This is a genomic window from Arthrobacter globiformis NBRC 12137, from assembly GCF_000238915.1.
Classification (GTDB): Bacteria; Actinomycetota; Actinomycetes; order Actinomycetales; family Micrococcaceae; genus Arthrobacter; species Arthrobacter globiformis.
Window position 1 is genome coordinate 79,491 of sequence record NZ_BAEG01000010.1, and the last position, 25,248, is coordinate 104,738.

Annotated in this window: 27 protein-coding genes and 1 riboswitch; of the genes, 10 read left to right on the forward strand and 17 right to left on the reverse strand. The window is 67.3% G+C overall.

Going from position 1 to position 25,248, the window contains the following annotated elements; translation table 11 throughout:
- Positions 1 to 177: 177 nt before the first annotated feature.
- From sdhC to ARGLB_RS01560, 5 genes are all read left to right on the forward strand, one after another.
- Positions 178 to 558: a succinate dehydrogenase, cytochrome b556 subunit gene (gene sdhC / locus ARGLB_RS01540; protein ID WP_076798412.1), complete on the forward strand. Its 381-nt coding sequence runs from the start codon at positions 178 to 180 to the stop codon at positions 556 to 558.
- 3 nt (positions 559 to 561) lie between these two features.
- Positions 562 to 1,053 carry a succinate dehydrogenase hydrophobic membrane anchor subunit gene (locus tag ARGLB_RS01545; protein ID WP_003798094.1) on the forward strand — a complete coding sequence of 164 codons (492 nt, stop codon included), beginning with the start codon at positions 562 to 564 and terminating at the stop codon, positions 1,051 to 1,053.
- Positions 1,054 to 1,160: 107 nt separating this feature from the next.
- Entirely contained in the window at positions 1,161 to 2,963 is a 1,803-nt protein-coding gene (gene sdhA, locus ARGLB_RS01550; protein ID WP_003798095.1) for a succinate dehydrogenase flavoprotein subunit, read from the forward strand.
- A 1-nt stretch (position 2,964) separates the two neighbouring features.
- A complete protein-coding gene (locus ARGLB_RS01555) occupies positions 2,965 to 3,747 on the forward strand; it encodes a succinate dehydrogenase iron-sulfur subunit (RefSeq protein WP_003798097.1) in 783 nt (260 codons plus the stop codon).
- A gap of 122 nt (positions 3,748 to 3,869) precedes the next feature.
- Positions 3,870 to 4,640, forward strand: a complete 771-nt coding sequence (locus ARGLB_RS01560; protein ID WP_003798098.1) for an alpha/beta hydrolase family protein — start codon at positions 3,870 to 3,872, stop codon at positions 4,638 to 4,640.
- Here ARGLB_RS01560 and ARGLB_RS01565 read toward each other — a convergent pair.
- The 13 genes from ARGLB_RS01565 to glyA form a co-directional block, all read right to left on the reverse strand.
- The gene (locus tag ARGLB_RS01565; RefSeq protein WP_003798100.1) at positions 4,597 to 5,661 is read right to left on the reverse strand and encodes a YihY/virulence factor BrkB family protein; all 1,065 of its coding nucleotides are present in this window, start codon (positions 5,659 to 5,661) and stop codon (positions 4,597 to 4,599) included. The two genes, ARGLB_RS01560 and ARGLB_RS01565, sit on opposite strands and share 44 nt — an antisense overlap.
- Positions 5,662 to 5,698: 37 nt before the next feature.
- Positions 5,699 to 6,307: a 2'-5' RNA ligase family protein gene (locus ARGLB_RS01570; protein ID WP_003798102.1), complete on the reverse strand. Its 609-nt coding sequence runs from the start codon at positions 6,305 to 6,307 to the stop codon at positions 5,699 to 5,701.
- A gap of 4 nt (positions 6,308 to 6,311) precedes the next feature.
- Complete coding sequence (gene trpS, locus ARGLB_RS01575) at positions 6,312 to 7,400, reverse strand: tryptophan--tRNA ligase (protein WP_003798104.1); 1,089 nt, start codon at positions 7,398 to 7,400, stop codon at positions 6,312 to 6,314.
- A gap of 19 nt (positions 7,401 to 7,419) precedes the next feature.
- A complete protein-coding gene (locus tag ARGLB_RS01580; protein WP_043417661.1) occupies positions 7,420 to 8,253 on the reverse strand; it encodes an exodeoxyribonuclease III in 834 nt (277 codons plus the stop codon).
- Between the two features lie 10 nt (positions 8,254 to 8,263).
- The gene (locus tag ARGLB_RS01585; RefSeq protein ID WP_003798109.1) at positions 8,264 to 8,827 is read right to left on the reverse strand and encodes a hypothetical protein; all 564 of its coding nucleotides are present in this window, start codon (positions 8,825 to 8,827) and stop codon (positions 8,264 to 8,266) included.
- A gap of 62 nt (positions 8,828 to 8,889) precedes the next feature.
- Complete coding sequence (locus tag ARGLB_RS01590; RefSeq protein ID WP_003798112.1) at positions 8,890 to 9,723, reverse strand: ABC transporter permease; 834 nt, start codon at positions 9,721 to 9,723, stop codon at positions 8,890 to 8,892.
- Positions 9,720 to 10,568, reverse strand: coding sequence for an ABC transporter permease (locus ARGLB_RS01595; RefSeq protein ID WP_003798116.1), 849 nt, complete (start codon positions 10,566 to 10,568; stop codon positions 9,720 to 9,722). The genes ARGLB_RS01590 and ARGLB_RS01595 overlap by 4 nt, the downstream gene beginning before the upstream one ends.
- Positions 10,561 to 11,496, reverse strand: a complete 936-nt coding sequence (locus ARGLB_RS01600; RefSeq protein WP_050934220.1) for an ABC transporter ATP-binding protein — start codon at positions 11,494 to 11,496, stop codon at positions 10,561 to 10,563. Before ARGLB_RS01600 ends, ARGLB_RS01595 begins: the two co-directional genes overlap by 8 nt.
- Before the next feature lie 188 nt (positions 11,497 to 11,684).
- A complete protein-coding gene (locus ARGLB_RS01605; protein WP_003798120.1) occupies positions 11,685 to 12,020 on the reverse strand; it encodes an SHOCT domain-containing protein in 336 nt (111 codons plus the stop codon).
- 305 nt (positions 12,021 to 12,325) lie between these two features.
- Entirely contained in the window at positions 12,326 to 12,991 is a 666-nt protein-coding gene (locus ARGLB_RS01610) for a response regulator transcription factor (protein ID WP_003798122.1), read from the reverse strand.
- On the reverse strand, positions 12,988 to 14,178 hold the full coding sequence (locus ARGLB_RS01615) for a sensor histidine kinase (RefSeq protein WP_003798124.1): 1,191 nt from the start codon (positions 14,176 to 14,178) through the stop codon (positions 12,988 to 12,990). Before ARGLB_RS01615 ends, ARGLB_RS01610 begins: the two co-directional genes overlap by 4 nt.
- 141 nt (positions 14,179 to 14,319) lie before the next feature.
- Entirely contained in the window at positions 14,320 to 15,219 is a 900-nt protein-coding gene (locus ARGLB_RS01620; RefSeq protein WP_003798126.1) for a bifunctional methylenetetrahydrofolate dehydrogenase/methenyltetrahydrofolate cyclohydrolase, read from the reverse strand.
- A gap of 3 nt (positions 15,220 to 15,222) precedes the next feature.
- Positions 15,223 to 16,527: a serine hydroxymethyltransferase gene (glyA, locus tag ARGLB_RS01625; RefSeq protein WP_003798129.1), complete on the reverse strand. Its 1,305-nt coding sequence runs from the start codon at positions 16,525 to 16,527 to the stop codon at positions 15,223 to 15,225.
- Between the two features lie 175 nt (positions 16,528 to 16,702).
- Positions 16,703 to 16,789: riboswitch (ZMP/ZTP riboswitch) on the reverse strand.
- Between the two features lie 42 nt (positions 16,790 to 16,831).
- Here glyA and purU point away from each other — a divergent pair.
- A complete protein-coding gene (purU, locus tag ARGLB_RS01630; RefSeq protein ID WP_003798131.1) occupies positions 16,832 to 17,692 on the forward strand; it encodes a formyltetrahydrofolate deformylase in 861 nt (286 codons plus the stop codon).
- A gap of 101 nt (positions 17,693 to 17,793) precedes the next feature.
- The gene (locus ARGLB_RS01635) at positions 17,794 to 18,153 is read left to right on the forward strand and encodes a class I SAM-dependent methyltransferase (RefSeq protein WP_003798133.1); all 360 of its coding nucleotides are present in this window, start codon (positions 17,794 to 17,796) and stop codon (positions 18,151 to 18,153) included.
- Between the two features lie 17 nt (positions 18,154 to 18,170).
- On the opposite strand, the gene ARGLB_RS23470 is transcribed toward ARGLB_RS01635, so the two are convergent.
- On the reverse strand, positions 18,171 to 18,320 hold the full coding sequence (locus tag ARGLB_RS23470) for a hypothetical protein (protein ID WP_175304933.1): 150 nt from the start codon (positions 18,318 to 18,320) through the stop codon (positions 18,171 to 18,173).
- Between the two features lie 68 nt (positions 18,321 to 18,388).
- Positions 18,389 to 19,357, reverse strand: a complete 969-nt coding sequence (locus tag ARGLB_RS01640; RefSeq protein WP_043417641.1) for a DMT family transporter — start codon at positions 19,355 to 19,357, stop codon at positions 18,389 to 18,391.
- Between ARGLB_RS01640 and ARGLB_RS01645 the strand changes: the two genes are divergently transcribed.
- From ARGLB_RS01645 to ARGLB_RS01655, 3 genes are all read left to right on the forward strand, one after another.
- Positions 19,356 to 20,768, forward strand: coding sequence for an aminotransferase-like domain-containing protein (locus ARGLB_RS01645; protein WP_043417642.1), 1,413 nt, complete (start codon positions 19,356 to 19,358; stop codon positions 20,766 to 20,768). The genes ARGLB_RS01640 and ARGLB_RS01645 overlap by 2 nt on opposite strands.
- A 99-nt stretch (positions 20,769 to 20,867) precedes the next feature.
- A complete protein-coding gene (locus tag ARGLB_RS01650; RefSeq protein ID WP_003798137.1) occupies positions 20,868 to 21,188 on the forward strand; it encodes a DMT family transporter in 321 nt (106 codons plus the stop codon).
- Between the two features lie 53 nt (positions 21,189 to 21,241).
- Positions 21,242 to 21,769 carry a gamma carbonic anhydrase family protein gene (locus ARGLB_RS01655; RefSeq protein ID WP_003798139.1) on the forward strand — a complete coding sequence of 176 codons (528 nt, stop codon included), beginning with the start codon at positions 21,242 to 21,244 and terminating at the stop codon, positions 21,767 to 21,769.
- Positions 21,770 to 21,886: 117 nt separating this feature from the next.
- On the opposite strand, the gene ARGLB_RS01660 is transcribed toward ARGLB_RS01655, so the two are convergent.
- Both ARGLB_RS01660 and ARGLB_RS01665 read right to left on the reverse strand, forming a co-directional pair.
- A complete protein-coding gene (locus ARGLB_RS01660) occupies positions 21,887 to 23,623 on the reverse strand; it encodes a flavin monoamine oxidase family protein (RefSeq protein ID WP_175304934.1) in 1,737 nt (578 codons plus the stop codon).
- Positions 23,624 to 23,656: 33 nt separating this feature from the next.
- The gene (locus ARGLB_RS01665) at positions 23,657 to 25,195 is read right to left on the reverse strand and encodes an amino acid permease (protein WP_050934222.1); all 1,539 of its coding nucleotides are present in this window, start codon (positions 25,193 to 25,195) and stop codon (positions 23,657 to 23,659) included.
- Between the last annotated feature and the right edge of the window lie 53 nt (positions 25,196 to 25,248).

Below are 25,248 nucleotides of genomic sequence, written 5' to 3' on the forward strand. Positions count from 1 at the left end.
TGTTCGTCTCAAAATTGCCGAAAATCCGTACAGTACGTGGCGGGCAAGGGACACCTGAATTGAATAAGCTGTGAGCGAAGCCTAGATTTAGGCCTGAGCTACGAGTGCTCTCGCAGTAGGCGTTCCCCCCGCGTGGATCCCACGCCAGCGCCGCTGTGTCGCAGGGAGGTTTATTCAGTGCCGACGAAACCAGCTGGCACCTTGTACCGCGGCCGTGAAGGCATGTGGTCTTGGGTTGGACACCGCATTACTGGTGTAGTGATCTTTTTCTTCTTGTTGGTCCATGTGCTGGACACCTCGCTGGTGAGGGTGTCGCCTGAGGCCTACACCGCCGTCATCGGCGCCTACAAGAACCCGCTGATGGCCCTGGGTGAAACGGGCCTCGTCGCAGCGATCGTGTTCCACGCCTTCAACGGCCTGCGGATCATCGCCGTCGACTTCTGGAAGAAGGGCGCCAAGTACCAGCGTCAGATGCTCTGGGTGGTGCTGGGCCTGTGGGTCGTCACCATGGTCGCCTTCGCCATCCGCCACCTGTCCCTTGCGCTCGGAGGTCACTAAGCCATGTCTGCAACTGAGATCCAGTCCCCGCGCAGCGGACAGATCGGCGGCAAGCCCGAGTCCGGCAAGATCGCCCCGAAGTACCGCCGCAACGGTAGCTCGCGCGGCAACTTCGAAATGCTGGCCTGGCTGTTCATGCGTCTTTCCGGCGTGGTCCTGGTTGTGCTGATCTTCGGCCACCTCATTGTGAACCTCCTGGTGGGCGAGGGCATCCACGCCATCGACTTCGGCTTCGTTGCCGGCAAGTGGGCAGATCCGTTCTGGCAGTTCTGGGACCTGGCCATGCTGTGGCTCGCCATGCTGCACGGCACCAACGGCGTGCGCACCATCATCAACGACTACGCCGAGAAGGACTCCACCCGCTTCTGGCTCAAGATGGTCCTCTACGCAGCCTCCGCCGTCATCATCATCCTCGGCACCCTGGTGATCTTCACCTTCAACCCGTGCCCGGTCGTGGACGGCGTCCAGCTGCCCGGCGGCTTCTGCCCCGCGTAGCATCCCGTGGCGGCCCGCCAGCCATTGGCGGGCCGCAATTTTGTGCGGAGACGGCTCAGACCGCGCCCGCTGTTTTATTGCGAATTTTGAGAGAAAGAGCGTCTGGTATGCAGGTCCATAAGTACGACGTCGTCATCGTCGGTGCCGGTGGCGCCGGGATGCGCGCCGCGATCGAGTCCGGTCAGCGTGCGCGAACAGCAGTACTGACCAAGCTGTACCCCACCCGCTCCCACACGGGTGCGGCGCAGGGCGGCATGTGTGCAGCCTTGGCCAATGTCGAGGAAGACAACTGGGAATGGCACACCTTCGACACCATTAAGGGCGGCGACTACCTGGTTGACCAGGACGCCGCCGAGGTCATGGCCAAAGAGGCCATCGACGCGGTACTGGACCTGGAAAAGATGGGCCTGCCGTTCAACCGCACGCCCGAGGGCCGCATCGACCAGCGCCGCTTCGGCGGCCACACCCGTGACCACGGCAAGGCTCCGGTGCGCCGCGCGTGCTACGCCGCCGACCGCACGGGCCACATGATCCTCCAGACCCTCTACCAAAACTGCGTCAAGCACAACGTTGAGTTCTACAACGAGTACTACGTGCTGGACCTCCTGACCGTGGAGGAAGACGCAGTACGCGAGGACGGCACGCCGTTCAAGCAGAAGCGCGTTGCCGGCGTCGTGTCCTACGACCTCGCCTCCGGCGAGCTGCACGTGTTCCAGGCCAAGTCCGTCGTGTTCGCCTCCGGCGGCGCCGGCAAGGTCTTCAAGACCACCTCCAACGCCCACACCCTGACCGGTGACGGCATGGGCATCGCGTTCCGCCGCGGCATCCCCCTGGAGGACATGGAGTTCTTCCAGTTCCACCCGACCGGCCTCGCAGGCCTGGGCATCCTCCTGTCCGAAGCCGCCCGCGGTGAAGGCGCCATCCTGCGTAACTCCGAGGGTGAGCGCTTCATGGAGCGCTACGCGCCGACCATTAAGGACCTCGCCCCGCGTGACATCGTGGCCCGCTCCATGGCCAACGAAGTGCGTGAAGGACGCGGCTGCGGACCGAACAAGGACTACGTGCTCCTTGACCTGACGCACCTTGAGCCGGCCCACATCGACGCCAAGCTGCCCGACATCACCGAGTTCGCCCGCACCTACCTCGGCGTGGAGCCCTACACCGAGCCGGTTCCCGTCTTCCCGACGGCGCACTACGCCATGGGCGGCATCCCGACGAACATCACCACCGAGGTCCTGCAGGACAACGACACCGTGGTCCCGGGCCTCTACGCTGCCGGCGAGGTCGCCTGCGTTTCCGTGCACGGCTCCAACCGCCTGGGCACCAACTCCCTGCTGGACATCAACGTGTTCGGCAAGCGCGCCGGCATTGCCGCCGCAGAGTACGCCAAGACGGCTGACTTCGTGGAGCTGCCGGAGAACCCGGAAGCGTTCACCATCCAGCTGCTGGATGTGGCCCGCAACGCGAACGGCACCGAAAAGGTCTCCGCGATCCGCAAGGAACTGCAGGACACCATGGACGCCAACATGCAGGTGTTCCGCACGGCAGACACGCTCAACCAGGTCCTGAAGGACATCGAGTCCTTCGAGGAGCGGTACACGCGCATCAACGTCCAGGACAAGGGCAAGCGCTTCAACCTTGACCTCCTGGAGGCCGTTGAGCTCGGCTTCCTGCTGGAGCTGGCCAGGGTCATGACGGTTGCTGCCCTGCACCGTGAGGAATCCCGCGGCGGCCACTTCCGCGAGGACTTCCCGGACCGCGACGACGAAAAATTCATGAAGCACTCCATGGCGTACAAAGAAGACCACGCACCGGCCGACGGTTCCGCGGAGGAGGCAATCGCCGGTGTCCGGCTTGCCACCAAGCCGGTTGTCTTTACGCGCTACGAGCCGATGGTGAGGAAGTACTAATATGTCCGCTGAACTTGCTGAGCCAGCCTCCAAGATCGAACTTCCCGCCGGTGTTGGCGGCGGCGGGGAAATCCCGACGTTCGACATCACCCTGCGCGTGCGCCGCTACGACCCCGAGGTTTCCGCCGAAGCCCACTGGGACGACTTCAAGCTGACGATGTACGGCACCGACCGCGTGCTGGACGCCCTGCACAAGGTCAAGTGGGACGTGGACGGCAGCGTCTCCTTCCGCCGGTCCTGCGCCCACGGCGTCTGCGGTTCCGATGCCATGCGCATCAACGGCCGCAACCGCCTCGCCTGCAAGACCCTGCTGAAGGACCTGGACACGTCCAAGCCCATCACGGTTGAGCCCATCAAGGGCCTGCCGGTGGAGAAGGACCTGATCGTGGACATGGAGCCGTTCTTCCAGTCCTTCCGTGAGGTCATGCCGTTCCTCATCAACAAGGGCCACGAGCCCACCAAGGAACGCCTGCAGTCCGCCGAGGACCGTGAGCGCTTCGACGACACCACCAAGTGCATCCTGTGCGCGGCGTGCACGTCCTCCTGCCCGGTGTTCTGGACCGATGGCCAGTACTTCGGCCCGGCAGCGATCGTGAACGCCCACCGGTTCATCTTCGACTCCCGTGACGATGCCGGCGACATGCGCCTGGAGATCCTCAACGACAAGGAAGGCGTGTGGCGCTGCCGCACCACCTTCAACTGCTCCGAGGCGTGCCCCCGCGGCATCCAGGTCACGCAGGCCATCGCAGAGGTCAAGCAGGCCATTCTGGCCCGCAAGATCTAACACCGTTTACCAGCGGACGTAACGGACGACGGCGTCGCTCACCCTGTACGGGAAACGTACGGTGGGCGGCGCCGTCGTCGTTTTCCCAACAAAGCCATTCGCATCACACGAAAGGGGACGCCGTGTCCCGCTCCGAAAAAGTCTCGTTCGAAGGCACCACCGGTGAACTGCTGTCCGGCATCCTCGACGTGCCGGACGGTCCGGTGAAGGGATGGGGCGTCTTTTCGCACGGCTTCACGCTGGGCAAGGACAGCCCCGCGGCGTCCCGGATGTGCAAGGCCCTGGCCGACAACGGGATCGGCATGCTGCGCTTCGACAACGTTGGCCTCGGCGGCTCCGCAGGGCAGTGGTCCGCAGGGTCCTTCAGCCACAAGGTGGCGGACACCGTCCGCGCGGCGGAGTACATGCGGGCAGAGGGCCGGGGCATCTCCCTTCTGGTGGGGCATTCCTTCGGCGGCGCCGCCGTACTCGCGGCCGCGTCTGAAATCCCGGAACTCGATGCGGTCGCCACGGTCGGGGCGCCCTTCTCCCCCAAACATGTCGCCCACGTCTTCGATGCGGCGCTCGACAAGATCCTCAGCGAAGGCAGCGCCGAGGTGGATCTGGGCGGCAAGCGCGTAGAGATCCGCAGGCACTTCGTGGAGGATCTCGAGAACGCCGACCTCACGGACTGCATCCGGCGGCTGCACAAGCCCCTGATGGTCCTGCACTCCCCCACGGACAACACCGTGGGCATCGAGAACGCCAGCACGATCTTCCAGACTGCCCGGCACCCGCGGAACTTCGTCTCGCTGGAGGGCAGCGACCACCTGCTGACCGGCAAGGGGCAGGCCGCGCGGGCGGCCAAGATTATCGCGGCGTGGGCCGACCAGTACCTCGACGCCGGACACTGACGCCCACGGGGCGCGGGTGCTCGGCCGGGTGGCGCCGCTCCACCGGTGTTTTTCCGGGCTGCACCTGCCGTGACCCCCAGCCGGTGGTTTTGGCTGCCGGAGAGGCCTTCAGGTCCTCCTCGCGGATGGCCGACCAGGACGCGGAAACCAGGTAGACCTGGCTGACCAGGTTGAACCAGATCAGCAGGCCGATGATGATGGCAAACGGTGCCAGGATGGGGTTGCGTCCGGCCCCGGCGAGCAGTTCGGTGCTGAAGACCTGCAGGACCGTGGTGCCGACGCCGGCGAGGATGGTTCCTTCCAGCAGCGCCTGCCGGGAGAGCTTCAGGCCGCCGGCCAGGCGGAACATGATGAGCGCGGTGATCCAGTTCAGGAGCAGCGGTACGGCGATCTTGATCAGCGCCGCCACCGGCCCCGCCACGGCCGGGTCCAGCCGGAGCTGCTCCATCGCCCAGCCCGCCGCGGTACCGAACACGAGGGACGCACCCGAGCTGATGACCAGGGCGACGCCGAGCAGCAGCAGCGTTCCGGCGTCGTGCAGTTTGAGGACCACGGGGTTGAGCTTGCGCGGGCCCAGCATCATCACTCCGCGGAGCCCCTCCCGGAGTCCGGCGATCCAGCCCAGGGACGTAATGACGGTAACGACGGCGGCGATCACTGCCGTCCAGCCGAGACCGTCGGGGTTCAGGAGATCCTTGGGGTCCACCAGCCCGTCACTGCCGTTGACCTTCAGCAGCCCGGGGGCACTCTCGGCCACGCTGGCGGTAATCCGGTCCAGGAGCGCCGGCTGGCCGCGCAGCGCCAGCCCTGCGATGGAGAACCCGGTGGCCAGCAGACCGGTAATGGAGAAGAACATGTTGAAGCCGGTGCCGGCACTCATCAGCGGGCCGTGCTGCCGCGTGTAGTGCTGCCAGGCCCGCATGGGGCGGAAGGCGTTCAGCCGGGCCTGCAGGAACTGGACCAGGGCCATGAGCCGGGGGAAAGTCCCCTGGCCGGACCTCCGGGCTTTGCCCCACTCCACCTGTTTGCGGATGACCTCCAGCTTCAGTTGGGCACGCTCAGTGGGGAGCGGTGGCTCCGTCGGCGTTTGTTGCTCGGAGGGCGTCCCGTTCGTCGTCTGGTTCGGTACCAAAGTCAAACTCTTCCCGTAGCTGCCAAATACCGCCGGTGTCGTGCTCGTAGAGTCCCATGCTAACCACCGGGAAGGTGGCCCTGTAGTCTTTCAGCACCGTTTCCGCCTCATCGAGGCTCTCCGGGGCGACGTCGTGGGCAATGGTCACATGGGGATGGTAGGCAAAGGGCAGCTCACGTTCGAGCGGTCCGGTCTGGAGCTTTTCGTGGAGGTCAACACACTCCTGGAAGCCCTCCTCGACTTTGATGAAAACCACCGGGGAGACGGGCCGGAAGGACCCCGTTCCGCAGATGGTCACCATGAACGGGGCCTGCGTCCGGGCCACCTCCCGCACGTGCTCCCGGGCCGCTTCCCAGTCGTGCGTGGGCGTGGTGGTGACGAGCGTGATGTGGGCCGGGATCACGGTGGCCATGGGATCCCCGAAGGACGCCCGCCACCGCTGCAGTTCCTCGGCAATTTCAGGCGGGAAGGCCAGAATGACGCCGAGGCTCATTCCGTTGCTGACTCCGCTGTTGGCGGGCTTGGGGGCCGGCATCTTGCTAGCGGGCTCCGGCATATGGCAGGAAGCCGGTCTTGGCATAGACGTCTGCGAGGGTGGCAGAGGCGATCGCCCGGGCCTTGTCGGCACCCAGGGCAAGCAGCCGGTCAAGTTCGGCCGGGTCCGCCAGGAGTTCGTTGGCGCGGTCACGGATGGGGGTCAGCCGCTCGGTCACCACCTCGGCCAGATCCACCTTCAGGTGGCCGTACATCTTGCCTTCGTAGGCGGCCACCAGCTGGTCGACGGTCTGCCCGGTGATGGCCGAGTAGATGGTCAGCAGGTTCGACACTCCGGGCTTGGTTTCCCGGTCGAACCGGATGTCGGTCTCCGCGTCGGTCACGGCGGACTTGATCCGTTTGGCGATGACCTTGGGGTCATCGAGCAGGTTGATCAGGCCGTTGGGCGACTCTGCGGACTTGGACATCTTGGCGGTGGGCAGCTGCAGGTCATAGATCTTGGCCGATTCCTTCTGGATGAAGGGCTCGGGAACGGTGAAGGTGTTGCCGAACCGGGTGTTGAACCGGGCGGCGAGGTCGCGGCTGAGTTCCACGTGCTGGCGCTGGTCCTCCCCCACCGGCACGCCGTGCGGCTGGTAGAGCAGGATGTCCGCGGCCTGCAGGATGGGGTAGGTGAACAACCCCACACTGGCGTACTCGGAGCCCTGCCGGAGCGCCTTGTCCTTGAACTGGGTCATACGGGACGCTTCGCCGAAGCCCGTGATGCAGTTCAGGACCCAGGCCAGCTGGGCGTGTTCGGGCACCTGGGACTGGACGAACAGGGTGCACTTGTCCACATCCACGCCACCGGCGATGTACTGCGCGGCCGTGACGCGCGTCCGCCGGGCCAGCTCCGCGGGATCCTGGGGAACGGTGATCGCGTGCAGGTCCGGGATGAAGAAGATGGCGTCGTACTCATCCTGCATCCGCACCCAGTTCACCAGGGCGCCGAGGTAGTTGCCAAGGTGCAGGGAGTCGGCGGAAGGCTGCATGCCGGAGAGGATGCGGTGCCGGATTCCGGCCTCTGGCGGGGTGCCGTTGGCTGCTTCGGGCTGCGCGGCTGCGGCGTCGGTCACGGTGGGGGTGGAGGTCATTCGTCAGGAGCCTTAGGAACTAGAGCCGGTAGTCCACTACCAGCGGGGCATGGTCAGAGAAGCGGGTGTCCCACGAGGGCGCCCGGTCCACGACGGCCGAAACTGCTGCGGCCGCGAGGGCGGGGGTGGCCAGGTGGTAGTCGATGCGCCAGCCAGTGTCGTTGTCGAAGGCCTGGCCGCGCTGCGACCACCAGGTGTAGGGGCCGTTGACGTTGCCCGCCAGGCCCCTGTGAACATCCTTCCAGCCGATCTCCTCACCGAAGAAGCGGTCAAAGTAGGCGCGCTCCTCCGGCAGGAAGCCGGCACGCTTGACGTTGCCCTTCCAGTTCTTGATGTCCAGCTCGGTGTGGCCGACGTTCAGGTCACCGGTGACCAGGGCGTGGTCGCTGTGCTTGGTGAGCTCGGGCAGACGCGTGCTCATGACATCCAGGAAGCGGTATTTGTCCTCCTGTTTGGGGGTGCCGGCCTCGCCGGGGTGCACGTAGGCGCTCACGACGGTCAGCTGGGAGGCGTTGCCTTCGGCGTCGCGGACCCGGAAGTCCGCCTCCACCCAGCGGCCGGCCGTGGCGAAGTAGTCATCGCCGATGTGGTCACGGGTGACGAGGGGCTCCTCGCGGGAGGCGATGGCCACGCCGGCGCGGCCCTTGGCCTCGGCTTCGGCGTGCAGGATGTGCCAGCCTTCGCCGATGAGCTGGCGCACGATGGCGTCAGGGGCCCGGACTTCCTGCAGTGTCAGGATGTCCACTTCGCGGGTCGCAAGCCATTCGGCCATGCCCTTTTTGTAGGCAGCGCGGAGGCCGTTGACGTTGACTGTTGCGATGCGAAGGTGGTCCTTCTTCAATGCCGAGCTCACCCGTTCCACTCTAGTCGATGATGGTTCCGGTCACGGGCTCGCCGGAGCCGCCGGACGACTTGATCATGTCACGGGCGTTGGTGGCAGTGATTTCGATGGTCTCGAGGGCACGGCGGATGGTGTCCTGGTCCGCGGCTGCGCCCTTGGCGCGCTCCTGCTCCACCACGCGCACCTGCACCTGCACGATCTTGAAGGAGTGGTCCAGCTTCATGTCCCGGATCTCCTCCGCCTCGCCGCGTTCACGGACCAGGCGGGTACCGCCGTGGTCGGCCGAGACGGTGGAGGGTGCGCGGCCGGTGGCGGCGTTGAACGCGTTGTGCGCCTCGTTGATCTTGGCTCCGGCCTTCTTGGCCGCCCGCTGGATGCTGAAGACCACGAAGGAGGCGAGCGCCAGCCAGAACAGTGCGATGACGGCAACAACCCAGCCGACGACGTCGTTCTGGTTGGCGGCGAAGATCACGGCCACCAGGAAGGCGGTGATCAGGACCAGCAGGCCCGGACCGCTGATGCGGAACATGGAGAATCCGCCCCGGCCGGGGGTGGATGACGACTTGGAGCTGCCCAGAGATTGCATGAAGCTATTCTCTCAAATCCCCGGAGCGCCCCAGGACGCTTCCACCGGCGGCGAACACCTGCCTACTTCAGGAACAGGCTCCGCAGCCTCCCGGTGGTGAGCATGAGGCCCAGGACGATCATGACCAGGTAGTAGCCGATGTGGATGGCCGTGGCCGGCGTGAAGGCGGCAGCGCTGATCTGCCGCAGCAGTTCCACGCCGTGCCACAGCGGCATGGCCTGGATCAGCCACTGGATGTATTCGGGGTAGACGCTCAGCGGATAGAAGGTGGCGCTGAAGAGGAACATCGGCAGCATGATGAAGTTCACCCAGTCCATCTGCTGGAAGGTCTTCATGAAGCTGGTGATGCCCATGCCGAAGCTGGCGAACCCGAAGGCGATCAGCACCGAGGCCGGAATCATCAGCAGTGCCCACGGGGTGGTGATCAGGCCCATCAGCCCCATGACCGCCGTGAACCCGGTGGCGTACAGCAGGCCGCGCAGCAGCGCCAGGAAGATCTCGCCGATGGCCACGTCCAGCGGGCCGAGCGACGTGTACAGCATCCCCTGGTAGAGCCTGGCGAAGTTCATCTTGAAGAAGACGTTCCAGGTGGAGTCGTACACCGCCCCGTTCATGGCCGAAACCGCCAGGAGCGCCGGTGCGATGTACGCCGCGTAGCTGATCTCCTGCCCGCCCGGGCCGGTGACGGAGCCCACCACGGCGCCCATCCCGACGCCCATCGAAATCAGGAACAGCACCGGCTCGAAGAACCCGGACAGCATGACCAGCCAGTTGCTGCTCTTGGTGGCCATCAGCCCGCGCCCGATCACCGCACGGGCGTTGCGCGAGTACAGCGGGCCGAAGCGCCGGTTCCGGGCTTCCTCCGTGACGGCGTGGCCCTGGGTCAGGACTGTCACTGTCCCATCCTCCTGACGAATTGGCGCTTGGTGAGGACCCAGCCGAACCAGGCCAGTGCCAGCAGGAACACGACATGGATGATGGTCAGCACCGGGGATTCCTCGTAGCCGAAGGTCATCACCCGGCCCAGTTCCGTGCCGTGCCAGATGGGCGAGATCCAGCCGATCCAGCGGACCAGGACGGGCAGCGTGTCCAGCGGGAAAAACGTGCCGGAGAACAGGAACAGCGGCATGACGATGAACCGCATCACCATGGCGAACTGGCCCTTGTCCTCCTTGATGGATGCCGCGTACGCCATGAGCGGCAGGCCGAACGAGAGCCCGGCCAGGGTTGCCACCAGCACGGAGCCCCATCCCCAGCCACTGGGTGACGCGCCGAACATGGCCACGATGGCGAAGTAGATGACGGACTGCAGCAGGAACCGCAGTGTCACCGCGATGATCTGCCCGGCAGCGATCTGCTCGGGGGTCAGCGGGGAGGCGTGCGGACCGTAGTAGACCCTGCGCCATTTGAAGCCGTCCATGACCGGGAACGTGAACTCGTTGGCTGCGGTCATGACCGCGGCGGACACCAGCAACGCCGGGGCGATGAAGGCGATGTAGCTCACCCCGCCGAACGCGGAGACGGTGTTGGTGTCCACCAGCGTGGCCAGGCCGACGCCCATCGCAAACAGGTACGCCGCGGGCTGGCCCACGCTGTACAGGAAGATGGACCAGCCGTACCCCTTCATGACGCGCAGGACCTGCTCGGCGTAGTAGAAGGCGCCCCAGCGCCGCGCCTTGGCGGCCGACACCCCGGGTGGGTGGGCGCGCAGGGTGCGTCCCGCCGTCGGCAGCTCAGTCAACGAGGCTCCTGCCGGTGAGCCGGAGGAACACGTCCTCCAGCGAGGACCTGCGCACCAGCGAGGTCAGCGGCCGCAGCCCGCGCGCGGAGACTTCCTCCAGTGCCGCCTCGCCGTCGTGGGTGTAGATCAGCACGCGGTCCGGGAGTGTTTCCAGGCGTTCGCCGATGCCCCCGAGCTCGGCACCGATACTGGCGTTGCGCTCCGACCCGAACCTCAGCTCCAGGACCTCGCGGGTGGAGTAGTCCCGGATGAGCGCGGCCGGTGAGCCTTCCGCCATGATCCGGCCCTTGTCCACCACGATCAGCCGGTCGCAGAGCTGCTCCGCCTCATCCATGTAGTGCGTGGTGAGGATGAGGGTGACGCCCTGCTCCTTCAGCCGGAACAGCCGGTCCCAGAGAATGTGGCGTGCCTGCGGGTCCAGGCCCGTGGTGGGCTCGTCGAGCAGCAGGATGCGGGGCTCGTTGATGAGTGAGCGCGCGATCGTGAGGCGGCGCTTCATGCCGCCGGACAGGGCATCCACCTTGGACTTGGCTTTATCCGTCAGCTGCGCGAACTCCAGCAGTTCGTCGGCCTTGGGTTTGAGGTAGCTCATGGGCAGGCCGAAGTAGCGTCCGTAGACCAGCAGGTTGTCCCGGACCTTGAGTTCCTCGTCCAGGTTGTCCTGCTGCGGCACCACACCCAGGTGTGCGCGCACCTCGGGACCGTTCTGCTCGGGGTCCAGCCCCATGATGGTCAGGTTCCCGGAGGTCCGCTGGGACACCCCGCCGATCATTTTCATGGTGGTGGACTTCCCCGCGCCGTTGGGGCCGAGCAGCCCGAAGGACTCCCCCGCCGGGACGCTGAAGGAAATGCCGTCGACGGCGGTGACGTCGCCGTACGTCTTGGTCAGGTTCTCTGCGGTAATCACGTACCGCGGCGCGGCGGGCACGGCGCCGGGTTCTGTCTGGTTGGTGGGCCCTGTCTCGTTGGCGGGCACAGGCTTCTTGGACGTTCCTTCGGCGGAATGGAGTTCGGGCACCCCATTACGCTAGTACGCGGCACGGGCCAAAGGAATAGCTAAATCTCAAAAAACCCGGACCCAACGCGGGGTCATCTGACCCCGCGTTGCGGTAGGTGTTACCTGCGGTTCCCCCGGGAGTCCCCCCTTGAGTCGCCGCGGAGGACCTCCAGGCGCTGGCGGTACTCGGTCTCGTCGATTTCGCCGCGTGCGTAGCGCTCCCGCAGGACACTTTCACCGCCGCGGGCCGTGGCCCACTCGTGGTTCCTGCGCCAGGTGCGCCGGGCGAAGAAGATGAACAGTCCGATCACCAGGATCCAGAACAGCGGGAACAGCAGGAACCATGGCGAGAATCCGGTGCCCCACGGGCCGGTGCCCCAGGGACCGTGGGCGACGGGATCGGCCAGCAGCTGCGCGGACTGGACCGCGAAAGTGGCGGCTAGGGATGAAGTCATGTCATGCTCCCAGAATCTCGGTAAGGGGCCGTCTTTCGGCTCTGCTTCGAGTCTTGTCGTCCGACGGCGGCGGGTCGTCCGACGGCGGGAGTCACCTTGGGTGCCCCGCGTACTCCGCCGGGAGTCCTGCCCCTGCCGCCTTCGAGGGGACCCTCTCTCAGAACCGATTCCTCACGGAAACCGGCATCGTATTTCTTCCTTCGCGCGGTCACCTGAAGGCGAGGCTCCCATCAAGCTGTCTCACAAAACCATGCGGCCGCACCTGGAAACCTGCAGGAAGTGAGAGAGCCTCGTTTGGTGCTGCCCTAACCCGCCCAGCCGGGCCGCACGAGCCCCGATTCGTAGGCCAGCACCACCAGCTGTGCCCGGTCGCGGACCAGCAGCTTGGTCATGATGCGTGATACGTGGGTCTTGGCCGTGAGGGGCGTGATCACCAGGCGTTCCGCGATCTCCGCGTTGTTCAGCCCCTCGCCCACCAGCCGCAGGACCTCGCGTTCACGTTCGGTGATGTTCTCCAGCGATACTGGAGCCGCCGTCGCCCGGGACTGCAGCGCCAGCTGGGCCATGATGCGCCGGGTGACGGACGGCGAGAGCAGGGCGTCGCCGTCGTGGACCACGCGGACGGCGCGGAGCAGCTCCTCGGGCTCGGTGTCCTTCACCAGGAACCCTGCCGCGCCCGCCCGCACCGCCTCCGCGATGTATTCGTCCAGTTCGAAGGTGGTGAGGATGATGACGCGGGTGCCTGTCAGGTTCTGGTCCGCCATGATTTTCCGGGTGGCCTCCAGCCCGTCCGTCTCGGGCATCCGGATGTCCATCAGCACCACATCCGGACGTTCGCGTGCGGCGAGGCGGACGGCGTCGCGGCCGGTGCCGCACTCGGCCACCACCTCCATGTCCGGTTCGGCGTTCAGGAGGGCGCGGAAGCCGGCGCGGATGAGGGTTTGGTCATCGGCCAGCAGGATGTTGATCACCGCGTCTCCCGTTCCGGTCCGGGCATGGCCGGCGGTGCGGCCAGCGGAATCACGGCCCGGACCCGCCAGCCGGGACGCAGAGGCGACAGGTTCAACGGCGCCAGGTGCAGCGAACCGCCCGCGGCGGCCGCCCTCTCCCGCATCCCCGTCACTCCGTTGCCTTCCGGCACCCCGGCGGCCCCGGCGCCGTCGTCGTCAATGGTCACGGTGAGCTGCCTTCCGGCGTCCGCCGCCGGCGTCGTGCCCTCCAGGGCGAGGACGACGGCGGCCTTCCGGGCGCCGGAATGACGCACCACGTTGGTGAGCGCCTCCTGGACGATCCGGTACGCCGCTTCCTGCACGGCGTCCGGAAGCTGATGCACAGCGGCCGCCTCCGGCTGGGTCAGGCTGACCTCGAGCCCGGCGCGGCGGGCGTCGTCGGCGAGCCCCGGGATCCGGTCCAGCCGCGGCGGCGGTGCCGGACTCAGCGGGGCGTCCTCGCGGAGCACGCCCAGGAGCTGGCGGACCTCGGCGAGCGAATCCTTGCTCGCCGCCTTGATGGCTTCCAGCGCGGGGCGGAACTGGGCGGGGTCCTTCTCTCCCAGGTGCAGCGCCACCGAGGCACGGACGTTGATCAGCGACAGGGAGTGGGCAACGACGTCGTGGATGTCACGGGCGAGGGCCAACCGGTACTCGTCACGGGCAGCCTGCTCGCGGGCCTCGTGCTGGCGGCGGCGTTCCGCCACCCGGTCGGTGCGCAGCCGAACGCCCTCGCCCATCAGCACCAGGATGGCCAGCCATGAGGTGCCGGCGAATGCCCGGACCAGGGCGAACTCGTCGCCGCTGCCCGCCGCGCCGGCCACCAGGACGGCTGCGCAGGCGGCGGCCACGGCCCAGGTCTGCCAGCGCTTGCCGGCAGCGGCGGACAGCACGATCGCCAGCGCCAACGACAGGAACACCGGACCCCACGCATAGCCAAGGGCCAGGTACGCCACGACGGACGCCGCCGCGGCCGGAAGCATCACGAGCGGGGCGCGGCGCCGCAGCGACAGGGAGGCCGGCCCCGCCAGCAGCAGCACGAACGCGAGGGCATCCAGCGGCCGGTGGTCCGGCTGCCGGGCGGAGGCGACCACGGTGCCCACCACCTCGAAGACGGCCACGGCAACCACGATGGCGGCTGTGGGCGGTCCCCGGAAACGGCGCTGCATAGGTCCGAGCCTAGCCGGGGAGGCCCCGCCCGTCGTCCGCTTAACGGCGTAGGGCGCCTACTCCCGTCGGAGTAGACGCCCCACCGGCACCCTAACCTCGGCCAGGGGAACCCTGCCGGCGTGGGCCCAGCCTGTCGGATCCTAGCGGAGGCCTGCCTGCCGTTCCGCGGTTTCCACCACGTTGGCCAGGAGCATGGCGCGGGTCATCGGACCCACGCCGCCCGGGTTCGGGGACAGCCAGGCGGCGACGTCGGCGGCGTCGGGGTGGACGTCACCGGTGACCACCGCCTTGCCGGTGCCGTCGTCAACACGGCTCACGCCGACGTCGAGCACGATGGCGCCGGGCTTCAGGTCCCCCGCCTTGACCAGGTGCGGCACGCCGGCCGCGGCGATCACGACGTCGGCCTGCCGGAGTTCGGCGGGCAGGTCGGCGGTGCCGGTGTGCGCCAGAACGACGGTGGCGTTGACGTCCTTGCGGGTCAGCAGCAGGCCCACCGGGCGGCCGATGGTGACGCCGCGCCCGACCACGAGGACGCGCTTGCCCTTCAGGTCAATGCCGTGGCGGCTAAGCAGTTCCACGCAGCCCTTGGGGGTGCAGGGCAGCGGGGACTTCATGGGGCCGCTGATGTTGGCCACGAGGCGGCCCAGGTTCATCGGATGCAGGCCGTCGGCGTCCTTATCCGGATCCATGGCCTCCAGGATGACGTCCTGGTCGATGTGCTTGGGCAGCGGCAGCTGGACGATGTAGCCCGTGCACTCCGGGTTGTCGTTCAGCTCACGGACCACGGCGAGGAGCTCGTCCTGGGTGGTTTCCTCGGGCAGGTCGCGGCGGATGGAGTTGATGCCCACCTCGGCGCAGTCCTTGTGCTTTCCGCCCACGTACCAGGTACTGCCGGGGTCAGACCCCACCAGAATGGTGCCCAGTCCCGGAGTGATGCCCTTGGCCTTGAGTGCGGCCACGCGTTCGGCCAGCTCGGCCTTGATGGCAGCGGCGGTAGCCTTGCCGTCAAGGATCTGCGCGGTTTTTGCGGTTTTAGTCACGGATCACCACTGCTCGTGCTGCGGGTACAGCGGGAAGTCGGCAGCGAGCTTGTCCACCCGGGACTGCAGGGCCTCGACGTCCGTGGCGGAGCCGGCCTTCAGCGCGGTGGCGATGATCTCGGCAACCTCGGTGAACTCCGTGGCACCGAAGCCGCGGGTGGCCAGGGCCGGGGTGCCGATGCGCAGGCCGGAGGTGACCATCGGCGGGCGCGGGTCGAACGGCACGGCGTTGCGGTTGACGGTGATGCCCACGGAGTGCAGGAGGTCCTCGGCCTGCTGGCCGTCCAGCTGCGAGTTGCGCAGGTCCACCAGCACCAGGTGAACGTCGGTGCCGCCGGTGAGGACGGAGACGCCGGCCTCGGCAACATCGGACTGGTTGAGGCGGTCGGCGATGATCTTGGCGCCTTCCAGGACGCGCTCCTGGCGCTCCTTGAATTCGGCAGTGCCGGCGATCTTGAAGGCCACGGCCTTGGCAGCGATCACGTGCATGAGGGGTCCGCCCTGCTGGCCGGGGAAGACGGCGGAGTTGAGCTTCTTGGCCCATTCCTGCTTCGCCAGGATGACGCCGGAGCGCGGCCCGGACAGCGTCTTGTGCACGGTGGAGGTGACGACGTCGGAGTGCGGGACCGGGCTCGGGTGCAGTCCGGCGGCGACGAGGCCGGCGAAGTGCGCCATGTCGGTCCAGAGCAGGGCGCCTACCTCGTCGGCGATCGAACGGAACGCGGCGAAGTCGAGGTGGCGCGGGTATGCGGACCAGCCGGCGATGATGACCTGGGGCTTTTCGGCGATGGCCTGCTCGCGCAGCTTGTCCATGTCAATCCGGAAGTTGTCTTGCTCGACCTGGTAGGCGGCAACTTCGTAGAGCTTTCCGGAGAAGTTCAGCTTCATGCCGTGCGTGAGGTGACCGCCGTGTGCCAGGGAGAGGCCCAGGATCTTGTCCCCCGGGGTGATCATGGCGTGGAGCGCGGCAGCGTTGGCCTGCGCGCCGGAGTGCGGCTGGACGTTGGCATACTCGGCACCGAACAGGGCCTTGACGCGGTCGATCGCCAGCTGCTCGGCGACGTCCACGTACTCGCAGCCACCGTAGTAGCGGCGGCCCGGGTAGCCCTCGGCGTACTTGTTGGTCAGAACGGAGCCCTGGGCTTCCATGACCGCGCGGGGAGCGAAGTTCTCGGAGGCGATCATTTCCAGGGTGCCGCGCTGGCGGCCGAGTTCCTGGTCCAGGACTGCGGCGATCTCGGGATCGAGTTCAGCCAGCGGCTGGTTGCTGACGGAGGAAGTGCTAACGGAAGTCGGTGAAGTAGTCACGAAGAACTCCTGGCTAGGGATGGGCACTGCTAAAGGTCAGGCTACCGGCTTGAACGTTGCTCCGCCCCTTCGATGACCACCATCCGGAAACGCTTCCGGGCGCACGTCTATTAAGGGCGCCGCAGCGCACTGGGTGGCTGCACTTCGAGAAGCGCAGCGCTACCGGCAAAACATGACCCTCGGCCCAGGCGTACGATCCGTGGTCTTCGTGAATGCCGCTCCCTGGTGGTTAGCCACCCAAACGCCAGTTGCGACGCCACAACACTATCAAAAGCGGCGCCGACGCGCGGGTAGGCTGTTCTTCGTGAATGAAGACCAGCTCGCCAAATCGTACGTAGTAACCCTGTCCTGCCCCGACCGCCCCGGAATTGTGCACGCCGTCGCCGGCGCCCTGCTCGTGGCCGGCTGCAATATCACGGACTCCCAGCAGTACGGCAGCGAGTCCACAGGCACTTTCTTCATGCGCGTGGAAGCCACCACCACCGCCTCCCAGGCCGAGGTGGTTGCCGCCCTGGAGCCAGTGGCCGAGGCCTTCGGCATGCAGTGGAACCTGAACCCCGTAGGCCGGAAAGTGCGAACGCTGCTGATGGCCAGCAAGTCCGCCCACTGCCTGAACGACCTCCTGTTCCTGCAGCGCTCCGGCACCCTGCCCATCGAGGTTCCCGCTATTGTCTCCAACCACCGGGACCTGGCCGGGCTGGCCGAGTTCTACGGCATCCCGTTCCACTACATCCCGGTGACGGCCGACACGAAGGAACAGGCCGAGGACCAGCTTCGCAAGATCATCGCCGAAGAGGGCGTCGAACTAACCGTCCTGGCCCGCTACATGCAGATCATCTCGGACGACTTGTGCACTGAGCTGACCGGCAAGGCCATCAACATCCACCACTCCTTCCTGCCGTCCTTCAAGGGCGCCAAGCCCTACCACCAGGCCCATGCGCGCGGCGTGAAACTGATCGGCGCCACCGCGCACTACGTCACCGCCGCGCTGGACGAGGGCCCGATCATCGAACAGGAAGTCATCCGGGTGGACCACGCGCGCACGCCGGAGCAGTTCGTGCAGATGGGCCGGGACGTGGAAGGCCGCACCCTCGCCCAGGCCGTGCAGTGGCACGCCGAACACCGCGTGTTGCTGGACGGCAACCGGACAGTCGTCTTTAACTGATGCTCCGCCGCTAAATTCGCCGCCGCGGGCCGTGCGCCCGCGGCGGCGGTTTTCGGTGGCGGTTCCCACGCGGCGGGTTTTAACCAAGACTGGTTAACACGATGACTCTGCTGACGGAAACCTCACTGGAACCCTTCATCGCCCTGCTCAAGGCCCAAGGCAGGCACGCCGTGCTGGACGTGTGCTGCGGCCCGGGCGACGACGGCCTCCGGTTCGTCCAGGCCGGAATCCACTACACGGGCGTTGATCCCTTCGACGGCAACGTCAGGTACGCCATGGCCCGCCGCCTGAGTGTGTCCGTGGCGGACCCCACGCGCCTGCCTTTCGCCGCGAATACGTTCCCCGCGGTCTGGGCGGTCCAGTCACTCGAAGGGCTGACAGCAGACCAGGCGGAAGACGTCGTGCGGGAGCTTGAGCGCGTGGCAGAGCCCGGTGCGCCGATCGCCGTCGTCCTTCCCTGACTGCCGCCGGATCCGAACTAGACCCGGGACGCTGAGTCCCGGGCCTTCTCTGCCTCGTAAGACCGCAGGCCGTGCTTCACTCCGAGCCGGATGATCCAGTACAGCACTGTGATACCGAGCGCAGCCGGAACCGCGAAATAGAGAATGGCGGCCAGTATCCCAAGCATGTTTCCCCCTGTGAGCATTCAGTACTGCGCACAGCCTCTCATGCGGCGCGGCAGCGGGAACAACTCCGCTAGGGCGCTGCCCGCCGGTTGTGCCGGACGCGGACCGCGGCGCCGGCGCAGAGTATGACGGCAAGTCCGCCAACAATGACCGCCCACGTCAGCTGCTCGCCAAGCAAAACCGCGGCCCAACAGATGCTCATCACCGGCTGCGCGAGCTGGACCTGGCTCACCTGGGACATGGGACCGATGGCCAGGCCGCGGTACCAGGCAACGAAGCCCAGAAACATGCTGACGACGCCGAGGTAAGCCAAGGCAGCCCACTGCACCGGCGTGGCCGCGGGCGGCTGCTGCGACACGGAGAAAGCCACTAGCGCGGTCATCAGGGGCGAGGCGAGGACGAGTGCCCAGGATATGGTCTGCCACGCGCCGAGTTCGCGGGCCAGCAGCCCTCCCTCGGCGTACCCCACGGCCGCGGCCAGCACCGCGCCGAAGAACAGCAGGTCCGTCCCATGCAGTTGGCCGAAGCCCCCCGGCTGTGCGCTGGCGAATGCGACGGCGGCGATGGCGCCCGCTCCTGTCGCGATCCAAAATGCTGCCCGTGGACGCTCGCGGCCGCGGAGCACCGCCATCGTTGCAGTCGCAGCCGGGAGCAGGGCGATCACCACGGCCCCATGGCTGGCCGGCGCGGCGGTGAGGGCGAAGGACGTAAGCATCGGGAAGCCGACGACGACGCCGCCGGCGACCACCGCCAGACGAAGCCACTGCACACCGCGCGGCAGGCGCTGGCGTGTCAGCAACAGGGCTGCGGCGGCCAGGACAGCCGCCACCACCGCCCGGGCCGAGCCAATGAACAGCGGCGACAGCCCCTCCACGGCGAGGCGGGTAAAGGGAACAGTTAACGAGAAAGCCACTACGCCCAGGAGGCCCCACCAGATTCCGGCAGGTGAGGCAGCGCCGTGTGGCGAGCCGGCGCCTGACGAAGTTGGCGACGGTATCACTGGGCGGACTGGAACAGTAGCGCTACTATTGTCTCTCATGAACAACGATAGCAGCTCCCGGATCGCGTCGCGGCTGAGGGAATGGGTTGCCGCGGCCGCACCGGGATCGCGTCTGCCGTCGACGCGGTCGCTCGTCGCGGAGCACCAGGCCAGCCCCGTTACTGTCCAAAAGGCATTGCAGGCCCTCACGAGGGAGGGCGTGATCGAGAGCCGTCCGGGGGTGGGGACATTCGTGCGGGCCGTCCGGACCGCGCGGCCCTCGGACTACGGCTGGCAGACGGCGGCCCTGCGGTCACCGCAGGCCCCGCTTCGGCCAGGTTCCGCTGCAATGCGCACCGCATCGAACGACGTCATTGCGTTCCATTCCGGCTATCCGGACCGCGAGCTCCTGCCGGAGCGGCTGGTGCGCGCGGCGCTCACGCGGGCGGCCCGCGGCGAGGCAGCGTTGTCCCGTCCCCCGGCGGCAGGGCTTCCCGAGCTGCAATCCTGGTTTGCCCATGAGCTGGGAAGCTCCACCCCGGCCGGCATTACGCCGCCAACCCCGAGCGACGTCGTCGTGCTTCCGGGCAGCCAAAGCGGCCTCAGCTCCATCTTCAGGGCGCTCGTCGGCTACGGACAGCCGCTCCTCATGGAGTCCCCGACCTACTGGGGCGCCATCCTGGCCGCGGCGCAGGCCGGCGTCCGGGTCATCCCCGTACCGAGCGGTGCCGGCGGACCGGACCCGGCCGAGCTGGCCCGCGCCTTCGAGGAGACGGGCGCCCGGATGTTCTATGCGCAGCCGAACTACGCGAACCCCACCGGCGCGCAGTGGGACGGCCGGCGCGGCGAACAGGTACTGGACGTCGTGCGCAAGAACGGCGCCTTCCTCCTCGAGGACGACTGGGCACACGACTTTGGCATCACCACCACACCCCAACCCGTGGCGGCCCGCGACGATTCGGGCCACGTTGTGTATCTCCGTTCACTGACCAAGAGCGTCTCCCCTGCCATCCGCGTGGCCGCCGTCATCGCCCGCGGCCCGGCGCGCGAACGCATCCTGGCCGACCGGGCAGCCGAGTCGATGTATGTCAGCGGCCTGCTCCAGGCCGCTGCACTCGACGTCGTCACGCAGCCGGCCTGGCAGACCCACCTGAGGAGCCTCCGGCACCAGCTCCAGTCCCGCCGCGATCTGCTGCTCACGAGCCTGATTCAGCACGCGCCCCAGGCCCATATCGAGAATGTCCCGAAGGGTGGGCTGAACCTGTGGGCACGTCTTCCGGACGGGACCGACGCCGAACAGCTCGCCCGGAACTGCGAAAGCGCCGGCGTCATCATTGCTGCCGGAGCGGAGTGGTTCCCGGCCGAACCTGCCGGGCCTTTCATCCGGCTCAACTACGCGGGCCCCAACCCGGGAGCCTTCACCGAGGGCACCCGGATTCTTGGCGAGCAGCTCTCACGGGCCCTCGGGTAATTCTCCTGTTGCGCGCGCACCTAGGATGGGAGTCGTCTTGGTGCGAAGCGCCGGCAGCACGCCGGCCAGGGCTCCAGCAATGAGAAAGGACGATACTTCTTGGGCTACGTCTATCTGGCGCTGGCGATCGCCGCGGAGGTCCTGGGCACCAGCCTCCTGAAATCGACAGAAGGATTTAGCCGGCTCTGGCCCAGCGTCTGGTGCCTGGGCTCCTACGGAATTGCCTTCGCGCTGCTGTCGCAGGTGATCAAGAGTGTGCCGGTCGGCGTGGCCTATGCCCTCTGGTCGGGCCTCGGAACTGTTGCCATCGTGGCCATCGGCGCCGTCTTCCTCGGCGAGGAACTGAACCCCATGAAGGTCCTCGGGATCGCACTGGTGGTGGCCGGCGTCGTCGTCCTGAACGTCGGCGGAGCACACTGAAGCGCCCTCCGGGAAGACGGTACTCAAAGCCCGGCTTGTCCTAGGCTTGGGGCATGGCTCCCATTTATCCCTTCGCCGGCGACACGCCGGACATCCACCCCTCCGTGTTCGTTGCCCCGACGGCGTCGGTCATCGGCCGTGCCACGCTCGCCGAGGACGCCAGCGCGTTCTACGGCGTCTCGGTGCGTGCGGACACCGCCGCCATCACCGTGGGCACCGGCAGCAACCTGCAGGACAACGTGGTCCTGCACGCCGACCCCGGTTTCCCCTGCAGCGTCGGGGCGCGCGTCAGTGTCGGGCACAGCGCCGTCGTCCATGGCTGCACCGTCGAGGACGACTGCCTCATCGGCATGAGCGCCACCATCCTCAACGGAGCGGTGATCGGCGCCGGATCGCTCGTGGCGGCCGGAGCCGTCGTGCTGGAAGGCACGGTCGTCCCGCCCCGCTCGCTCGTGGCCGGGGTCCCGGCCAAGGTCCGCCGCGAACTCACCGATGAGGAGTTCGACGGCGTGAAGGGGAACGCGGCGCGCTACCGCGAGCTCGCCCGGGCGCACCGCGAACTCCACTGGCACAACCGCTGAGCCGAGGACCCGCATCCGGTGCCAGGACGCCAAAACGGTCGGGGGACACCCGGAGTCGGGTGTCCCCCGACCGCTGGCGCGTCCCAGTACCATTCCGGTGTCGCCGGCTCCGCCCACCTAGTCCAGGCTGATCGGTCCCAGCTCGTCCAGCAGGTCGCCGGGGCCGGGGTTGCCCGGTGCCGATGAGCCGCCGAGGTGGTTCAGCACGCCCCACACCGCGTTCAGGCCCGTGGTCACTGCCCCCTCGGCCCAGCCGGCGGTGAAGGAGACGTCGTCGCCGGCGAGGAAGATCCCGCGCTGGCTTTCCGGCAGCTGGTCCTGCTTGAAGTGGGTGAACAGCCGCTGCTGGTAGCGGTAGTGGCCGGGCAGGTTCGCCTTGAACGCGCCCATGAAGTTGGGGTCGGCCTCCCAGGAGACAGTGATGGGCTGGCCCACGATGTGGCTGGCGATGTCCACGCCGGGGTAGATCTGCTCGAGGGAGTGCAGCATCAGCTCCACCCGCTCGTCGGCGTCGAGTGCCAGCCACTTCAGGGCGTCATCGTTCCAGGTGTAGGACAGCAGGATCACGGCCGGCTGGTCGGGCCCGTTGTCCAGCAGGTACGTGGCGCGGTTAAGCCGGTCCGTGAGCGTCATGGACAGCACTTCCCGGCCCGTCTCCGGATCGATGTCCTTCCAGAACGGCCGGTCGACCATCACGAACGTCTTGGACGACTGCATGTAGTGCGAGCGCTCGATCGCCGTCCACAGCTCAGCCGGGAACAGCGCCTCCTCGGTGTGGATCCGGGTGGACAGAAGCCACGACTGGCAGGTGGTGACCACGGCCGGGTAGGCGGCTTCCCTCCCCCAGCGTTCCCGGATGCGGAGGTTGCCGTCGGCGTCGCGGCTGATCCGTTCCACCGCTCCGCGCGGGGAGCCGGAGTGCAGGGACGCCAGGGACGTCCCCTCTGGCCAGTGCGCCATGCCCGACGGCGCGTGGCGCCAGAGTGCCTCGGGGAGCCTTTGCGCTCCCCCGGCGATGAGCCGGTGCTGGTCGTCGGCGTCGGTATAGACGACGCGGAGGATTTCCAGGATCGAGTTGGGGAAGTCGGTGTCCCAGCCGCCGGTGCCGAAGCCGACCTGGCCGAACGCCTCGCGGTGCGCGAAGCCCGCCTTCCGGAACGACTGGCTGCCGGCGATGAAGCCGTAGAACGTCTCCTCGTCGAGCTCCGGAAGAAGCTCATTCCACAGCTCCTTGATCCGGGTTGTGTCCCGCGCCCGGATGGCCTCCTGCATCTGGGTGAACTGCGCGCCGTCGTTCACGGCCGCCTTCCAGGCATCGGCCACTTCGCGGAAGAACGGCGGCAGGTCCGCGGAGGTGGCGGCGTAGTGCTTCTGCCCCGCCAGTTCAATCACGGTGCTGGAGGTCACCGGTGCCAGCGGGTTGGGGAAGTCCCGCGTCTCCAGGCCCAGCAGGTCCACATAGTGGTAAAACGCCTTGCCTGACACCGGGAACCGCATGCCGCCCAGGTCCGCCACCACATCCGGGGCTGACGGGAAGCTGGCGGTGCGCAGGCGCCCGCCGAGCTGGTCCGCTTCGTAGAGCACCGGACGCAGCCCGAGCCGCATCAGTTCGTACGCCGTCACCAGCCCGGACAGCCCGGCGCCCACCACGGCGACTTCGGTGCCGTGCAGTTCCGGCGGGACCGAACCAAGGCCGTCCGGGTGGGACAGGTAGTGGTCGTAACTGAACGGGAAGTCCGGGTTCAGCATGGTCACCGGGGCCTGGCCCGGTGACCCGGCCCCGGGCAAGATGCCGGGTGCTGCGGTGGTGGTGCTGGACGGATCGGATGCCGGCAGTTCGGTAGCGGTTGTCATGGAAGGTGTGTCTCCGTGGTCTCGTCTGTTGTCTTACTGGTGAAAGATTGTCGCTTCAGCGGGTGCGGGAGTTGGGGAAAAATCACGGCCGGATAGCTCACGGTATTCCTCCTGCCCCAGCGCGGCCACCCGCGAGTGCCTCCTGCCGTAGCCGAAGTAGGCGGCCAGTCCCACGAGCATCCAGACTCCGAAGGTCACCCACGTTTCGGCACCCAGGTTGGCCATCAGGTAGACGCACATCAGTGCGCCCAGGATCGGTGTCAGCGGGAACAGCGGAACCCGGAAGGTCCGCCTGAGCTCCGGCCTAGTGCGGCGGAGGTAGATGACGGCCACGTTCACCAGGGCGAAGGCGAACAGGGTGCCGATGCTGGTGGCATCCGCGAGCGCCCCGAGCGGGACCAGCCCGGCGGTGAGGGCGACGGCGATTCCCACGATCAGAGTTCCGGCAACGGGTGTGCCGGTGCGGTGGGAGACGCGGCCAAAGACGCCGGGCACCAGCCCGTCGCGGGACATGGAAAGAAGGATGCGGGTCTGTCCGTAGAGGACGGTCAGCACGATGCTGGCAATGGCGAGTACAGCGCCGACGGCGAATACCAGCGCAATCCACGGCTGGCCGGTGACTTCCTCCAGGATCTTCACCAGGGCAGCCTCGGTGCCGTCGAACCAGCCCCACGGGCGGGCGCCGATGGCGGCAACGGCAACCAGCACGTAGATGGTGGTCACTATCAGCATGGACAGCATGATGGCCCGGGGCAGGTCGCGCTTGGGATTGCGGGCCTCCTCGCCCGCGGTGGAGGCGGCGTCGAAGCCGATGTAGGAGAAGAACACCCGGGAGGCGGCAGCCGAGACGCCGGCGGCGCCCATGGGCAGGAGCGGCTCGAAGTGGCCGCCGTTGAAGGCGGTAAAGGCCACGGCGCAGAAGAAGGCCAGGATGCCCACCTTGACCAGCACGATCGCAGTGTTGATCCACGCGCTCTCCTTGGCGCCGCGGACCAGCAGGACCATGGCCAGCACCACGATCACCATGGCCGGGATGTTGACCAGGCCGCCGTCGCCCGGAGGCTGCGACACCGCATCCGGCAGGGCGAGCCCGAAGACCGCCAGCGCTTCGTTGACGTACTGGCCGGCGCCCACTGCCACCGCTGCCACGGAAACGGCGTACTCAAGCACGAGGCACCAGCCGCAGATCCAGGCCATGCCCTCACCCATGGTGGCGTACGTGTAGGAGTAGCTGGAGCCCGCCGCCGGCACCAGGCCAGCCATTTCGGCGTAGGACACGGCGGAAAGCAGCGCGGCCAGTCCGGCAATGGCGAACGAGATCCAGATGGCCGGCCCGGCCAGCGGCACGGATTCGCCCAGGATCACGAGGATGCCGGTGCCGAGGGTGGCGCCCACGCTGATCATCGTCAGCTGCATGACCCCGAAGCTGCGGACCAGACGGGTTCCCCCATGGCCGGTCTCGGCTTCCCGGACCATCTGCCCGATCGGCTTGCGGCGGAGCAGCTGGGCTGCCAGCCCGGGGCGGCCGGCCTGCACCGGAGGCCGCTGTCCTGCTTGGGTGGGCACAGTCATCATTGACGTCCGTTCGTGAGTAGTTGGGGGCTTTCCGTCGCTCCAGCCTAGGC

What these genes read in the sequence shown, in the direction of transcription:
- ARGLB_RS01545 (WP_003798094.1), top strand. Translation starts at nt 562, where the DNA reads ATGTCTGCAACTGAGATCCAGTCCCCGCGCAGCGGACAGATCGGCGGC.
- sdhA (WP_003798095.1), top strand. Translation starts at nt 1,161, where the DNA reads ATGCAGGTCCATAAGTACGACGTCGTCATCGTCGGTGCCGGTGGCGCC.
- ARGLB_RS01555 (WP_003798097.1), top strand. Translation starts at nt 2,965, where the DNA reads ATGTCCGCTGAACTTGCTGAGCCAGCCTCCAAGATCGAACTTCCCGCC.
- ARGLB_RS01570 (WP_003798102.1), bottom strand. Translation starts at nt 6,307, where the DNA reads ATGCCGGCCCCCAAGCCCGCCAACAGCGGAGTCAGCAACGGAATGAGC.
- trpS (WP_003798104.1), bottom strand. Translation starts at nt 7,400, where the DNA reads ATGACCTCCACCCCCACCGTGACCGACGCCGCAGCCGCGCAGCCCGAA.
- ARGLB_RS01585 (WP_003798109.1), bottom strand. Translation starts at nt 8,827, where the DNA reads ATGCAATCTCTGGGCAGCTCCAAGTCGTCATCCACCCCCGGCCGGGGC.
- ARGLB_RS01605 (WP_003798120.1), bottom strand. Translation starts at nt 12,020, where the DNA reads ATGACTTCATCCCTAGCCGCCACTTTCGCGGTCCAGTCCGCGCAGCTG.
- ARGLB_RS01615 (WP_003798124.1), bottom strand. Translation starts at nt 14,178, where the DNA reads ATGCAGCGCCGTTTCCGGGGACCGCCCACAGCCGCCATCGTGGTTGCC.
- ARGLB_RS01635 (WP_003798133.1), top strand. Translation starts at nt 17,794, where the DNA reads ATGACTCTGCTGACGGAAACCTCACTGGAACCCTTCATCGCCCTGCTC.
- ARGLB_RS23470 (WP_175304933.1), bottom strand. Translation starts at nt 18,320, where the DNA reads ATGCTTGGGATACTGGCCGCCATTCTCTATTTCGCGGTTCCGGCTGCG.
- ARGLB_RS01645 (WP_043417642.1), top strand. Translation starts at nt 19,356, where the DNA reads ATGAACAACGATAGCAGCTCCCGGATCGCGTCGCGGCTGAGGGAATGG.
- ARGLB_RS01640 (WP_043417641.1), bottom strand. Translation starts at nt 19,357, where the DNA reads ATGAGAGACAATAGTAGCGCTACTGTTCCAGTCCGCCCAGTGATACCG.
- ARGLB_RS01655 (WP_003798139.1), top strand. Translation starts at nt 21,242, where the DNA reads ATGGCTCCCATTTATCCCTTCGCCGGCGACACGCCGGACATCCACCCC.
- ARGLB_RS01660 (WP_175304934.1), bottom strand. Translation starts at nt 23,623, where the DNA reads ATGACAACCGCTACCGAACTGCCGGCATCCGATCCGTCCAGCACCACC.
- ARGLB_RS01665 (WP_050934222.1), bottom strand. Translation starts at nt 25,195, where the DNA reads ATGACTGTGCCCACCCAAGCAGGACAGCGGCCTCCGGTGCAGGCCGGC.